The sequence below is a fragment of the Longimicrobiaceae bacterium genome (assembly GCA_035936415.1).
Taxonomy (GTDB): domain Bacteria; phylum Gemmatimonadota; class Gemmatimonadetes; order Longimicrobiales; family Longimicrobiaceae; genus JAFAYN01.
Window position 1 is genome coordinate 16408 of the sequence record DASYWD010000397.1, and the last position, 12715, is coordinate 29122.

Consider the following 12715-nt stretch of genomic DNA (forward strand, 5'->3'; position numbering starts at 1 on the left):
TGCGGTACATTGCCAGCATGCCCGGGGCGGATCAATCTCAATCGTACGGCGAGGCTTGTCAGATGGCTACGAACACCGAGGATCGGGCGGGCGACGCGGGCCACGCCTCCTGCGCCTGCGGCGTGGCGGGGGAGGACGGGGCAGGAGAGCGCAAGGCGCTCCGGGTGGACGCCGGGATCAAGGAGCGCAACCTCAAGCGCCTGCGCCGGATCGAGGGGCAGGTGCGCGGGCTGCAGCGGATGGTGGAGGAGGACCGCTACTGCGCCGACGTGATGACGCAGATCTCCTCCGTGCACGAGGCGCTGCGGAGCGTGGGGCGCGAGCTGATGCGGAACCACCTGAAGCACTGCGCGGCCTCGGCCATCCGCAGCGGCGACGGCTCCGCGGCGGAGCAGATGTACGACGAGCTCGTCGACCTGATGTACAAGCACGCGCGCTGACCGCGGGCGGAGTCAGTCCGCCGCGGCCGCCCCCTCGCCCTCCGGCGCGGCGATCGCCAGCTCGGGGATGGCGAGGGTGCGCGTCGTCTTCTCCACGCCCTCCAGCGCGGGGATGTCGTCGCCCGAGGCGGCGCGGAGGTCCTTGAAGCGCCGGGCCGCGGGGAGCACCATCCGCTCCAGCGAGCCCACTCCTCGGTTGTACGATTCCACCGCCCGGTCCAGCCCCTTCCCGATGGAGACGAGGTGCGTGGCGAGGGTGCTCATCCGGTCGTACAGCATGCGGCCGTGCTCGCTGATCTGGCGGGCGTTGTCCGCGAGCTGCTCCTGCCGCCAGCCGTAGGCGACGGCCTTGAGGAGCGCGATCAGGGTGGTGGGGGTGGCGAGGATCACCTGCTGGCCCACCCCGAACTCGATCAGCGCCGGGTCCTGCTCCAGCGCCGCGCTGAAGAACGTCTCGCCGGGAAGGAAGAGCACCACGAACTCGGGGCTGGCGCCGATGCCGTTCTGGTAGCCCTTGTCGCCCAGCTCCGTGAGGTGCTTCCGCACCTGCGCCGCGTGCCGCTTCAGCGCGGCGACGCGGACGTCCTCGCTCTGCGCCTCCAGCGCCTCCAGGTAGTGCGAGAGCGGCACCTTGGAGTCCACCGCCACGCAGCGGCCGCTGGGGAGCTTCACCACCATGTCCGGCCGGCGGCGCCCCGCATCGGTCTGGATCGTCTCCTGCTGGGTGAAGTCGCAGTACTCCAGCATCCCCGCGATCTCCACCACGCGCCTGAGCTGGATCTCCCCCCAGCGGCCCCGGACCGCCGGTGCGCGGAGTGCCTTGACGAGGTTGGAGGTCTCGCCCTGGAGCTGCGCCTGCATCTGCTGCATCATCTGCAGGTGCTGCGTGAGGCCGCCGTACGCCTCCACGCGGCTCTTCTCCACCGCGTCGATCTTCACGTCCACCTTCGCGAGCGCCTCGGAGATCGGCTTCACCAGCGCGTCGATGGCCTTCTGCCGCTCTTCCAGGTCGGCCTGCGACGTCTGCTGGAAGCCCGCGAGCTGGGTCCGGGCGAGCTCCAGGAACGACTGGTTGTTGGACCTCAGGGCAGCCGCGGACAGGGCCTGGAACGTCTCCTTGAAGCGCGCCTCCGCCTGCGCCAGGAGCGCCAGCCTGTCGGCGGCGGACTTCCGCTCCCCCTCTATCTCCGCCTCCAGGCGGGCGTGCGCCCGCTCCAGCTCCCCCGCGCGGACGCGCAGGGCCGCGGCGTCGGCCTCCGCCGAGGCCACCCGGCCGTGCGCGTCGGCGAGCTGCTGCTCCCTGCCGCGCAGGCGCTCCTCGAGCACGGACCGCTCGGCCGCGGTCCGGCCGCGGAGGAGCACGTGGGCGATGCCGAACCCCGCCGCGAGCGAAAGCAGGGCGGTGGCCAGGAGTAGGAGTGGTTCGCTCATGCCGGGGGATGCCGGGACCGGGAAGGGAGTACGGCGACGGAAAGCCGGGGAGGGGAACGTCGAGCCGGCGGTGTTCAAGCAAGCTATGAACGGGCCTGCGCGTCGCAAGCGCCGGTATCTGTTCGGGGAGGTACGCGGAGGCGCCGCGGTGGAGGTTCTGGGTCCCTGTTCTCAGGGCAGCACTCTGCCCGCAGCCCAGGTGCCCAGGCAGGCAGCCGGTGTGTGCCGCAGCTGGAGGACCGCGCGAACCTCGGCCGACGCAGCCACGGTGGCTTTCAGCGGGACCGAAGCGGTGTCAGGATCGATCCCCTCGCGGCGCAGGATCAGGGAAACGCGGTCGACGAGCAGCCAGTCACAGGGCTGCCAGCTGTCATACGCCTCGTGCAGCAGCACCCAGCCGGCAGACGGGAGCAGAAGCAGCCCGGGAACGACGAGCGCCCACCGGCCGGCCCGCCCCCGGCGGGGACCGCTGGCTCCCGGGTCTGCTTCTCTGGTCACGGACTTCTTCGTTCATCGCACAGCGACGAGTGCCTCGGCTGCACGTCCGCGTCAACGCGGCGCGTGCCGGGACCTGCGCCGGCGGTTGCGGCGCGACAGGAGCAGGCCCAGGAGCACTGCTCCCGCCGCGACCTTCGCTCCGGTCGGGATCGGTCTTCCCCGGCTGGCGAGTGGCGCCAAGAGCGGCTTCATCTGGTTGCCGAGCCAGAGGTTCGCGGCCATGGGCGGCGCGCCGCTCCAGAGGTCGTGCGTCGAGACCTCCCCGCCGCGCTGGATCCCGTCCCACCCGAAGGTCATCGGCCCGAGCATGTGGGGCATGCTGTCGTCGGCGTCGGGAATCGCGCCCCGCCCGCCCTGCTGAAGCAGCCGATCGAGCGCGCGGTAGAGGGTCGGGCCGTGGGCCACGTCCCCACGGAAGACGACCATCCCGTCCGCATCGATCAGGAACTGGGCGTTGGGAAGCGTCGTGTACGCGTGCGCCGTGGTCCCCTCGAGGTCGTCCACGAGCACCGGCCAGGGCACCTGGTCCGCGTGCCGGAAGAACTCCGCCTGCTCCCGCTTCTGCTCGTAGCTCGCGTGCGGCGGCAGCCGCTCGCCCGGATGCGCCTCCCGCACGTAGAGGTAGAACCAGTGGGCCCGGTCGCCGAGCTCCCGGTGCACCTCCCTGAGCCCGTACACGCTGCCATGCGTGAGCGGGCACGTGGCGCTCCCGGTGATCAGCACGACCGGCTTCCCCCGCAGGTCGCTCAGGCGCCACGAGCGGCCCCCGCTGTCCCGCAGTTCGAAGTCCGGGGCGACGTCGCCCGGCACCACGCCCCTGGGCTTCGCCGCGAGCTTCGCATCCTTGAGGAGGTACTTCGGGTGGAAGTGCTCGTAATTGTATTCCGCGGGTGAAACGGGCTTCGCAGCCGCTCGTGCATCGGGCGCCGCCCTCTCGGTCGTGCTCACGTCCATGTGACTCCTCCTCCGAATCTCGGTTGGGGGTGCAGCGGGCCCCCCTGCGGGTCTCTTCCGCTCGCCGCCGCCTCCGCGGATCGGCCGTGCATCCCTGAGCCGCCGATACGCCGCAACTTGCGTTCCTAGAAGCATTTACCGAACGATTCCCGTTCCGACGAGGCGGAGGGCTGGCCTACGGGGCTGCCGGCGAGCCGCCGCCGCTGCCGTCGGCTTCCAGGTCGCGGAACGCCTCGTCCCAGCCCCGCGGGGATCCGCCGCCGGCCCAGACCGCGTCGAACGTGGCGTTGCGGGCCTCCGGCCGGCCGAGGGCCTGGACCAGCACCTCCGCGGCGTCGGCGCGGCCGATCCGGTGCCACGGCCACATCCGGTGGTGTGCCTGGCCGAGCTCCACGGCGCGCAGCCCCGGCGGTGAATCGGTCAGGATTCCGGCGTGGACGATGGTGTACTCGAGGCCGCTGCCGCGCAGCGCTTCCTCGGCCCGGCGGCGCCACCGCAGCGTGTTGCCTTTGATGAGGTTCAGGCAGAAGGACAGGGGCGACCCGCGAGTGGTCCCCACGGCGCCCATCAGGAGGAAGCGCCCGCCGAAGCCGGCCGCCTTCGCGGCCGCGATGGCGTTCAGCACCCCGTCGTACACCGTCGCCTTCACGATCGCCTCGCCCGCGGGCCGATGGGTCACGCCGGCGGTGTAGACGACGTGGCCGACGCGCTCCAGCGCCGGCACGAGGCTCGCGGGCCGCGTGACGTCGCCCTCGACGACCTCGATGCCGCTGCCCAGCACCTCAATGGCCCTCGCCGGGTTGCGGGCGACCACCCGCACCGGATGTCCGTCCTGGAGCAGCCGCTGCGCGACGATCCGACCCGTCCCGCGCGTTGCGCCGACCACCAGGACTCGTTCGCCAGTATTCATTGCAATCCTGCAGTGCGCGAAGACCTCGCAGGCGACCGGGTCGCCGTCGGCGGGGCGTCGAGGCGGGGCGAGAGCGTCTCGCCGCCCGCTCCGGCGAAGGTGACCGGGTGCGATCTCATGGCCCGGTCCGGTTCAGCGGAGGATGCGGAAGAAGGTCTCGAAGGCGCTCTTCGCCAGCGGCGTGAGCCTGCGGCGGCGCCACTGGTCCGCGGCCTTCCGGACCACCTCCGCCTGCGTGGGATAGGGAAAGATGGTCTCGCCCAGCCTGCCGAGCCCGATCCCCCCGGTCATCGCCTGGGCGACCTGGCTGATGATGTCGCCCGCGTGCTCGGCGACCAGCGTGGCGCCCAGGATCGAATCCGACCCCTTCTCCAGGTGCACCTTGAGGAAGCCGTCGGTCTCGCCGTCCAGGCGGGCCCGGTCGACCTCGTCCAGCGGGACGGTGACGGTGTCGATCTCCCCGGCGCGGCGCGCCGCCTCGTCCGGGAGGATCCCGACGTGCGCCAGCTCGGGCGACGTGTAGGTGGCCCAGGGGATCACCAGCTCCGAGGCGCGCCCCCGTCCGAAGAACAGGGCGTTCCGCACCACGATCCGCGCGTGGGCGTCGGCGACGTGGGTGAACTGGAAGGGGGAGGCGATGTCCCCGATCGCGTAGACGCGCGGGTTCGAGGTGCGCAGGCGGTCGTCCACCTCGATCCCCTTCGCCGGATCGAAGCGGATTCCGGCCGCCTCCAGCCCCAGCCCCTCCACGTTGGGGGTGCGGCCCGTGGCCACCAGGATCCGGTCGACCGCCACCGCCTCGTCCACCCCGGCCCGCGAGTAGCGGATCGTGCGCCCCTCCACCCAGGCGACGCGGGCGCCGCAGGCGATCCGTACGCCGTCGCGCACCAGGGCGGCCGCAACCACCGCGGCGGCGTCCGCGTCGTCCTTCGACAGGATCCGCTCTCCGGCCTCCAGCAGCGTGACCCGGCTGCCGAAGCGCGCGAAGCTCTGCGCCAGCTCGCACCCGATCGGGCCGCCGCCGATCACCGCCAGGCTGCGGGGCAGCTCGGTGAGCGAGAACGCCGTCTCGTTGGTCAGGTAGCCTGCCTCCGCGAGACCCGGGATCGCGGGCGCCGCCGGCCGGCTCCCGGCCGCGACCACCGCGCGCCGGAAGCGCAGCGTCTGTCCATCGACCTGCACCGCCTCCGCCCCGGTGAAGGCCGCGTCCCCCAGGAAGACGTCCACGCCCAGGTCGCGGAACCGGGCCGCGCCGTCGTGGCCGCTGATCTCCGCGCGGATCCTCCGCATGCGCTCCATGGCCCGGCCGAAGTCCCCGTCCCCCGCGACCGGGGGTCCGCCGAAGCGCTCCGCGGCCTCGGCGGCGGCCTTCCAGCCCCGCGCGGCGCGAATCACCGCCTTGGACGGTACACAGCCCACGTTCAGGCAGTCGCCCCCCAGGAGGTTCCTCTCGATCAGCGCGACCCGCGCTCCCAGCGCCACCGCGATGGCCGCCGTCACCAGCCCGCCGGTCCCACCACCCACCACCACCAGGTGGTAACGGTCCTTCGCCCGCGGGTTGGTCCAGTCGGGCGGATGGACGTTCTCCACCAAGCGCCGGTTGTGCTCGTCCGGCGGCAGGACCGGGGGCGGCTCGTGCCGCTCCGCACCGGTTCTCTCAGGCATCTGCGCCGACGGCATCTTCCGTTTCATGCATGGGGATCACTGCCGGTCCGGCGTCCCGTCTCCAGGCAGGTAGGTGTCCGCCATCTGCTTGGCCGACTGCTTCACCATCCGCCATGCATGCGGGTCCCCCCTGAGCACGGACCTGGTGTACTGCATCGCCTGCTCGACCGTGAGGTGCGGGGGCAGGGGCGGCACCTCCGGGTCCGTGTGCGCGTCCACGACCACGGGCCGGTTCGCCGCGAGCGCCTGCTCCCAGCCGGGCACGATGTCGTCCGGCGTCCGCATGGTGATTCCCAGGAGCCCCAGGCTCTGGGCGTAGGCCGCGTAGTCGAAGGGGGGGACGTTCTGCGAGCCCTCGAACTTGGGATCGCCCGCCATGACCCGCTGCTCCCAGGTCACCTGGTTCAGGTCGTGGTTCTGCAGCACCAGGACGATGAGCCGCGGGTCGGACCACTGCTGCCAGTACTTGGCGATGGTGATCAGGCCGTTGATGCCGTTCATCTGCATGGCGCCGTCGCCCACGCATGCGATGACCGGCCGGTCGGGGTGCGTGAACTTGCCCGCGATCGCGTACGGCACGCCCGGGCCCATGGTCGCCAGGTTCCCGGAGAGGGAGGCCATCATTCCGGACCGCATCTTGAGGTCCCGCGCGAACCAGTTGGCCGAGGACCCGGAGTCCGCCACCACGATGGCGCGGTCCGGGAGGCGCGGCGAGAGCTCCCAGAAGACCCTCTGCGGGTTGATCGGGTCGGCGCTGCTCATCGCCCGCGCCTCGAGCACCTCCCACCACTCCCGCACCCACTGCTCGATCTGCTCCCGGTACGCACGGTCCGGCTTGCGCTCCAGCAGCGGGATCAGGGCGCGGAGGGTTTCCCCGGTGTCGCCGCAGAGGTTCACCTCCATGGGGTAGCGGAGGGAGAGGTTGCGCGGGCGAATGTCGATCTGCACCCCCCTGGCCTGCCCCTCCTCCGGCAGGAACTCCGCATACGGAAACGAGGTGCCGATCATGAAGAACGTGTCGCACGTCTTCATCATCTCGTCGCTGGGGCGCGTGCCGAGGAGCCCGATGGATCCGGTGACGTAGGGGAGGGCGTCGGGGAGCACCGCCTTGCCCAGGAGCGCCTTGGCCACGCCGGCGCCCAGGAGCTCCGCCGCCTGGGCCACCTCGTCGGACGCCTGCAGGGCGCCGGCCCCCACCAGGATGGCGACCTTCTTCCCCTGGTTCAGGATCTCGGCCGCCTGCCGCAGGTCCGCATCCTTCGGCACCACGTGCGGCGCGGAATAGCCGATCCCGGAGAACGTCGTCCCGTGCTTGCGGGGGGGGCTCGGAACGGCCGGCATCTCCTGCACGTCGTTGGGAAAGATCAGGCAGGTGACCACCTTCTCCGCCTGCGCGATGCGCATCGCCCGGTCCACGAGGTGGCGCGCCTGCTCGGGCGTCATGCAGGTCTGCACGTAGTGGCGCGCGACGTCCTTGAAGAGCACGCCGAGGTCCACCTCCTGCTGGTAGTCGGCGCCGAGGCCGGTCGTCGCCTGCTGGCCCACGATGGCGACCACCCCCTGGTGGTCCATCTGGGCGTCGTAGAGGCCGTTCAGGAGGTGGATGGCGCCGGGGCCGGAGGTCGCCAGGCAGACGCCCACCTCGCCGGTGAACTTGCTGTGGGCGCACGCCATGAAGGCGGAGAGCTCCTCGTGGCGCGCCTGGACGAACTGGATCTGCTCCTTGTGGCGGTCCAGGGCGCCCACGAAGCCGTTGATGCCGTCTCCCGGATACCCGTAGATGCGGTTCACGCCCCACCCGTGCAGACGCTGCAGGACGAAGTCGGCGACCATCTCAGCCATTGGATCTTCTCCGGTTCAGGGGGTGGCCATCTGACGGCCGCGGGGCACACGGCTGGAGCGACACCGACTGGGGCGGCGCCCGCCGTCAGGTCATCGCCTCGAAGGCGGCTGCGGTGGCGATGCCGTACACCACGTGGGCACCCACGGGAATCGCCGCCTCGCGCAGCGGCTGCTGCGAGGGCGGCGGAAGCACGCCCAGCCTCGGCAGCAGGCCGAACGACGGGAAGTTGGCGGCGTAGACGAGTCCACCCAGCAGGAGGCCGTGCAGCATCGACGGCGGGTGCACGCGGTCCTGGACGACCCCGAACAGTGCGCCCCACAAGGCGCTGTTGCCCATGTGGACGCCCATGCCGGCCATCTTCGCCTGCTGGTCGTCCAGCTCCACGTCCGCCTTCTCGGCCAGCGTCTCGACCAGCTTCCTGGGCGGGGGCTCCATCGTCTGCCCCTCCGGCAGGAACGCCTTCTGCTCCACCTTCATCGCCATCATCATGGCCGCGCCGCCGATCATTCCGGCGAGTGCGCCCTTCGCCGCGGCCTCGCCGATTCCCGCTCGCCTCCCGGTTCGAGGGGCAGATGCCCTGAGGAGAGGCACGTCGTCCCACTCACGCCAGTCGTCCTCGATCCCCCGATGTGCTCTCGCCATCCGCTCTTCTCCTGATCCCGAGTGAAGGTGGCCGCGTTCACGCGCGAGCGCCTCCGCAGCAGCGCCTGCTTGGAAGTACACGACGCCATGATGGGATCGTGCGGAACCGGCCTCGACCGGTGCAGCCGGTGCTGCAAGACGCATTCCCTGATACGATATATGTAACAGGCACGCCCGTTACACACCGGCTGATACGTCGGGGCGTTCCTACCCGGACGCGGGAGCCCTCTCCAGGTTCAGCCGGATGAGCAGGAAGGCGAGCTCCGCGGCGGACTCACGGGAGAACGCGGGAACGTCCTTCATGAACGAAGGCGGGTGCCGAGCGAGCAGTGCGCGCGCAGCCGTGGAGATGAACACCGGCTCGTCCGGACCCAGCTCGCCGACGGCCCGGCTGTCCCTTGCCAGCACGACACGGATTCGATCCTGGTACTCGGCCCCGGCGAGCAGCCTCACCCGGTCCCCGAAGCCCGGATCGGCGCAGACGACCGTGATCGGCCCTTCCCGGAGCCGGTCCAGAAAGATCTCGGCTGCCACGGGATGCATGGACACGACCACGTACGGCTTGTCCAGCACCTCCGCGATCGGCCGGACCTCGTGCGCGTGAAAGGCGGTCGTGACCAGTACGTCGGCCGCTCGTACGGCCTCCGGGAGGTCGGCCGTGGGGACTCCCTTCACCGGTCCGTCCGCGTCCTGGGCAGGAAGGTGGCTTGTCGAGACACCCTCCGTCGCGAAGCCGAACCAGTCCCGAAGCTCGCGGCAGAGCAGCTCGCGGTGGTCCACGGTCGATTCGATGCAGGCGGTCCGGAGCTTCACGGACGCGGTGCACTTCCGCACCAGGCTCGGCAGCTCGGGAATCTTGAGGCGCCTCTGCCATGCCTCCGTGAGAACGTCACCGGCCACCCACCGAGCCGTCTCCGAGGGCAGCTCCCCTCCGATGTGCCCCTGATCGCGCAGGAACACCCCCGCCCGACCCCGGATCTCGACCAGCCCTTCCGCTTCCAGGGCCCGGTACGCCCGGGCGATCATGCGATGATCGACGTCCCACTTCGCCGACAGCTCCCGGTAGCTCGGCAGCCGATCCCCGGGCCGCAGGTGGCCGATGTGCTTCCGGGCCACGATGTAGTCCCGGAGGCGCTTCTGCAGGTTCACGATCGGCTTTACCATGCTCTCCCCGTCCCTCGCAGTTCGGAGGCGCTGCTCCCGCGCAATGCGGTGTAGCAGAGCCCCGCAATCGACGTGCCCTGATACGATAATTGTAGCAGGGAACGCAACTTGCTGCCTGGCTTCCGCCGTTCGTGGCCTTCGGCCGAGCGAGCACGCGCGCCGACGCCCGCAGCGCGGCCGGCACCCGTCGCGGACAGACGCTGCCGATCATCCCGAGGAGGAGCCATGCCGAAGCCGATCAAGGAGCAGGTCATCGTAATCACCGGCGCTTCCAGCGGCATCGGCCTGCTCACCGCGAAGGAGGCCGCCCGCCAGGGCGCCCGGGTGGTGCTCGCTGCGCGCAACCAGCGCGACCTGCAGAAGGCCGCCGAGGAGATCCGTCGCGACGGTGGCGAGGCGATCGCCGTACCCACGGACGTGACGAGCTACGAACAGGTGGAGGCGCTCGCGCGGCGCGCCGCCGAGGAGTACGGCCGCATCGACACCTGGGTGAACAATGCGGGCGTGAGCCTGTACGCCACCTTCGAGGAGGCCTCTCTGGAGGACTTCAGACGGGTGGTGGACGTCATCTTCTACGGACAGGTGCACGGGGCCAGGGCGGCGCTCCCCTACCTGAAGGCGAGCGAGGGCGCACTGATCTGCGTCGGGAGCGCGCTCTCGGACCGCGGAGTCCCGCTGCAGACCGCCTACTGCGCGGCCAAGCACGCGATCAAGGGATGGCTCGACGGTCTGCGCGTGGAACTGATGAAGGAGGGCGCGAACGTGCGGGTCACGCTCGTCAAGCCGAGCAGCATCAACACGCCGCTCTTCAACAAGGCCAAGACGCAGATGGGCGTGATGCCGATGCCGATCCCACCCATCTACGAGCCCGAGCTGGCGGCGGAGGGCATCCTGAGGGCGGCCCAGGGGAACGAGCGCGACCTGTTCATCGGTGGGGCCGGAAAGGCGATGAGCATGGGCGAGCGCATCAGCCCCAAGCTGCTGGACCTGCAGCAGCTCCGGCAGGGATTCAAAAAGCAGAAGACGCAGTGGCCGAAGAGTGACGACGCCCCGAACAACCTGTTCTCCCACGTGGAGGACGACGGCGGCACCAGGGGCGACTTCACGCCGCAGGCCAGGACGCGCAGCCTGTACCAGGAGGTGGCGGCGCATCCAGTCGCGTCGCCGCTGGGTGCGGCTGCGGTGCTCGGCGTGGCAGCGCTCCTGATGGGGAAGCGGCGCGACCGCGGAGTCCAGGCGGGCCTGCTCGCCCTCGGGGCGTTCGGTCTGACCGGGAAGGGCGCGCTCTCCGGCACGTACAAGGGCTAGCCGGGGCAGGAAGCCGCGGGAGGTCGACCGACACGGAGGAGCGGCTTTCCTACGAGTGAGGGTCTCCCGTGGCTGAGATGGCTTGAATTCGCAGCGAATCAAGCCGACGCATCGCGAGGATCCCGGCGGCTGGCCCGAGGGCGAGGACACCGAACGCGAGCGGCCACCCCACCGCGTCCCGCAGGGCCGGCACCCCCTGGATCGTCACCGTAGTGAGCAGGAATCCGAGCGAGGTCTGGAGAGTGAGCGCCGTCCCCACGGCGTGCGAGGGGGCCACCTCGGTGACCACGGCACTGAACTGCGCGGAGTCCGCCACCACCGCGAAGCCCCAGACCAGGGCGACAATCAGTACGAGCACGAACGGGGCCTGCAGCATCCATCCGATGAGCAGCGCGCACGCCCCGCTCACGGCCATGGCCCAGATGGTCACGCGCTCCCGCCCCAGCCGGTCCGCCCACGCGCCGGCCAGCACCGACCCCACCCCGCCCATCCCGATCACCGCGAACGCCACCGCCCCGGAGAGGGCTCCGGCACGCGCGGCGGACGCCCCCCTGGTGAGGAAGAAATCCGCAAAAAACACCGCGACAAAACCCCACATGGCATACAGCTCCCACATATCACGTGTCCTATTCATCTGTGATAAGTGGAACGAGCACGACGGCAAAAAGCGAGACGATGCCTTGGGCTTCGGCTCTTCATCGCTCCTTTGGTTCGCACGTGCTCACACCATCCAGAGCATTGTCTGGAGCATCATGATGGCACCGATTCTGGAACGGGCGTACCTTCTATGTTTCCGGAACGGTGGAGTGTCCACGAGCGGTGGCCCTGCTAGCGGGAAAGGGGCATAGAGCGCTGCGCGTTCGGCGTGCGCGAGAACATGGCCGCGGTGGCAGCCGGGACACTCCAAATCCCCGAGCCGCACATGGGGCGTCGGCAGCCATCCGGCGCGGCATCCCCGGGTCTGGAGGCGCGGGAGGGGTGCGCGAGCGACCGCTCGTCGCGGACCACCGACTCTCTTCGAAGCGGCCGGGGAACCGTCGCCAATCGCCGGGTCAAATCCGATGCTTGCGCCTACGCCGCTCTAATCCCTTCCAACTCCTCGCTTTCGACGGTCCTGAATTCTCGAACGGGAACAGAAGCCGCCGCACACACGTGGCCGTACAGGTCGGGGCGCATCAGGAGATCAAGGCCTTCGTACGCCAGCGGCTCTGCCTCGTATGCATCGGATCGCACCTGCCATACCCGCAGCACAACCGCGGGGGCGCCGACGGCGTCCCGCCAGACGAGCGGCTCTCCAAATGCCGGAGCAGTCAGAGGGACGCCCGCCAACGCTTCGACCGGCGGGGTGAGCACCCATTCTGAGCCGAGCCAGTCGCTAACCACATTGAGTCCCACAACTGGCCCCTCTACTCCGGATATCGGAATCGGGCCGATACCCTCGGTTCCGGTCCACCACGCCGAAGAATCCGCCGGCATCATCGGGACGCTCCAGGTGGAAGCTCTACCGGTCCGAAGGCGGCGACCGCACCTGCGAGGACGGTCGTATGCCGCGTAGGGGTACGGGACCGGTACGGGTCCTCCCCAACCCACTGGCGCTCCATATAGCCGATACGGAGCCACCCGGCGAACTGAGGGTCCTCATCTCCTAAGAGGCTGTGAACAAAGTGGGCATGGAGTTGGCGTGTGCACAGGAGGATGGCACGCCAACCCTACCCCAGTGATCCGACGGACGCCCAGTGGGCGGTGGTGCGCTCCGTCCTGCCCGCGGCCAAGAACGGGCGCACGGGCCGACCGCGCACGCACGAGCTGCGCGAGGTCTGGAACGCGATCTTCTACCAGGCGCACAACGGCTGTACCTGG

The 12715-nt window shown here is 70.2% G+C and carries 13 protein-coding genes; 3 read left to right on the forward strand and 10 right to left on the reverse strand.

The genetic code is table 11. The annotated features are described in order from the left end of the window. Window positions 1-62: 62 nt before the first annotated feature. Window positions 63-440 carry a metal-sensitive transcriptional regulator gene (locus VGR37_16110; GenBank protein HEV2148930.1) on the forward strand — a complete coding sequence of 126 codons (378 nt, stop codon included), beginning with the start codon at window positions 63-65 and terminating at the stop codon, window positions 438-440. Between the two features lie 12 nt (window positions 441-452). Here the strand turns inward: VGR37_16110 and rmuC are convergent, their stop codons facing one another. The 8 genes from rmuC to VGR37_16150 all read right to left on the reverse strand — a co-directional run bounded on the left by rmuC (window position 453) and on the right by VGR37_16150 (window position 9547). Continuing rightward, entirely contained in the window at window positions 453-1871 is a 1419-nt protein-coding gene (gene rmuC / locus VGR37_16115; protein HEV2148931.1) for a DNA recombination protein RmuC, read from the reverse strand. A 171-nt stretch (window positions 1872-2042) separates the two neighbouring features. Further along, window positions 2043-2264: a hypothetical protein gene (locus VGR37_16120; GenBank protein HEV2148932.1), complete on the reverse strand. Its 222-nt coding sequence runs from the start codon at window positions 2262-2264 to the stop codon at window positions 2043-2045. Window positions 2265-2420: 156 nt separating this feature from the next. After that, the gene (locus VGR37_16125; GenBank protein HEV2148933.1) at window positions 2421-3323 is read right to left on the reverse strand and encodes a redoxin domain-containing protein; all 903 of its coding nucleotides are present in this window, start codon (window positions 3321-3323) and stop codon (window positions 2421-2423) included. A 175-nt stretch (window positions 3324-3498) separates the two neighbouring features. After that, window positions 3499-4233, reverse strand: a complete 735-nt coding sequence (locus VGR37_16130; protein HEV2148934.1) for an SDR family oxidoreductase — start codon at window positions 4231-4233, stop codon at window positions 3499-3501. Window positions 4234-4365: 132 nt separating this feature from the next. Next, the gene (locus tag VGR37_16135; GenBank protein ID HEV2148935.1) at window positions 4366-5898 is read right to left on the reverse strand and encodes a mercuric reductase; all 1533 of its coding nucleotides are present in this window, start codon (window positions 5896-5898) and stop codon (window positions 4366-4368) included. 36 nt (window positions 5899-5934) lie between these two features. Further along, the gene (locus VGR37_16140) at window positions 5935-7740 is read right to left on the reverse strand and encodes a thiamine pyrophosphate-requiring protein (protein ID HEV2148936.1); all 1806 of its coding nucleotides are present in this window, start codon (window positions 7738-7740) and stop codon (window positions 5935-5937) included. An 85-nt stretch (window positions 7741-7825) separates the two neighbouring features. Then, entirely contained in the window at window positions 7826-8383 is a 558-nt protein-coding gene (locus tag VGR37_16145) for a DUF1440 domain-containing protein (GenBank protein ID HEV2148937.1), read from the reverse strand. 207 nt (window positions 8384-8590) lie between these two features. Next, window positions 8591-9547 (reverse strand): GntR family transcriptional regulator, encoded by a 957-nt coding sequence (locus tag VGR37_16150; protein HEV2148938.1) that lies wholly within the window; start codon window positions 9545-9547, stop codon window positions 8591-8593. Between the two features lie 225 nt (window positions 9548-9772). Here VGR37_16150 and VGR37_16155 point away from each other — a divergent pair, with 225 nt between their 5' ends. Further along, window positions 9773-10855 (forward strand): SDR family oxidoreductase, encoded by a 1083-nt coding sequence (locus VGR37_16155; protein HEV2148939.1) that lies wholly within the window; start codon window positions 9773-9775, stop codon window positions 10853-10855. Between the two features lie 49 nt (window positions 10856-10904). Here the strand turns inward: VGR37_16155 and VGR37_16160 are convergent, their stop codons facing one another. Together VGR37_16160 and VGR37_16165 are read right to left on the reverse strand one after the other, a co-directional pair. Beyond that, the gene (locus tag VGR37_16160) at window positions 10905-11471 is read right to left on the reverse strand and encodes an MFS transporter (GenBank protein HEV2148940.1); all 567 of its coding nucleotides are present in this window, start codon (window positions 11469-11471) and stop codon (window positions 10905-10907) included. A 455-nt stretch (window positions 11472-11926) separates the two neighbouring features. Further along, window positions 11927-12334: a hypothetical protein gene (locus tag VGR37_16165; protein ID HEV2148941.1), complete on the reverse strand. Its 408-nt coding sequence runs from the start codon at window positions 12332-12334 to the stop codon at window positions 11927-11929. A gap of 216 nt (window positions 12335-12550) precedes the next feature. Here VGR37_16165 and VGR37_16170 point away from each other — a divergent pair. After that, the coding region (locus VGR37_16170; protein HEV2148942.1) for a transposase at window positions 12551-12715 on the forward strand (165 nt) is incomplete at its 3' end.

Bases quoted from the DNA above. Each gene is read 5' to 3' on its own strand.
- VGR37_16155 (HEV2148939.1), top strand. From the start codon at position 9,773: ATGCCGAAGCCGATCAAGGAGCAGGTCATCGTAATCACCGGCGCTTCC.
- rmuC (HEV2148931.1), bottom strand. From the start codon at position 1,871: ATGAGCGAACCACTCCTACTCCTGGCCACCGCCCTGCTTTCGCTCGCG.
- VGR37_16145 (HEV2148937.1), bottom strand. From the start codon at position 8,383: ATGGCGAGAGCACATCGGGGGATCGAGGACGACTGGCGTGAGTGGGAC.
- VGR37_16150 (HEV2148938.1), bottom strand. From the start codon at position 9,547: ATGGTAAAGCCGATCGTGAACCTGCAGAAGCGCCTCCGGGACTACATC.
- VGR37_16110 (HEV2148930.1), top strand. From the start codon at position 63: ATGGCTACGAACACCGAGGATCGGGCGGGCGACGCGGGCCACGCCTCC.
- VGR37_16160 (HEV2148940.1), bottom strand. From the start codon at position 11,471: ATGTGGGAGCTGTATGCCATGTGGGGTTTTGTCGCGGTGTTTTTTGCG.
- VGR37_16135 (HEV2148935.1), bottom strand. From the start codon at position 5,898: ATGCCTGAGAGAACCGGTGCGGAGCGGCACGAGCCGCCCCCGGTCCTG.
- VGR37_16140 (HEV2148936.1), bottom strand. From the start codon at position 7,740: ATGGCTGAGATGGTCGCCGACTTCGTCCTGCAGCGTCTGCACGGGTGG.
- VGR37_16125 (HEV2148933.1), bottom strand. From the start codon at position 3,323: ATGGACGTGAGCACGACCGAGAGGGCGGCGCCCGATGCACGAGCGGCT.
- VGR37_16165 (HEV2148941.1), bottom strand. From the start codon at position 12,334: ATGATGCCGGCGGATTCTTCGGCGTGGTGGACCGGAACCGAGGGTATC.
- VGR37_16130 (HEV2148934.1), bottom strand. From the start codon at position 4,233: ATGAATACTGGCGAACGAGTCCTGGTGGTCGGCGCAACGCGCGGGACG.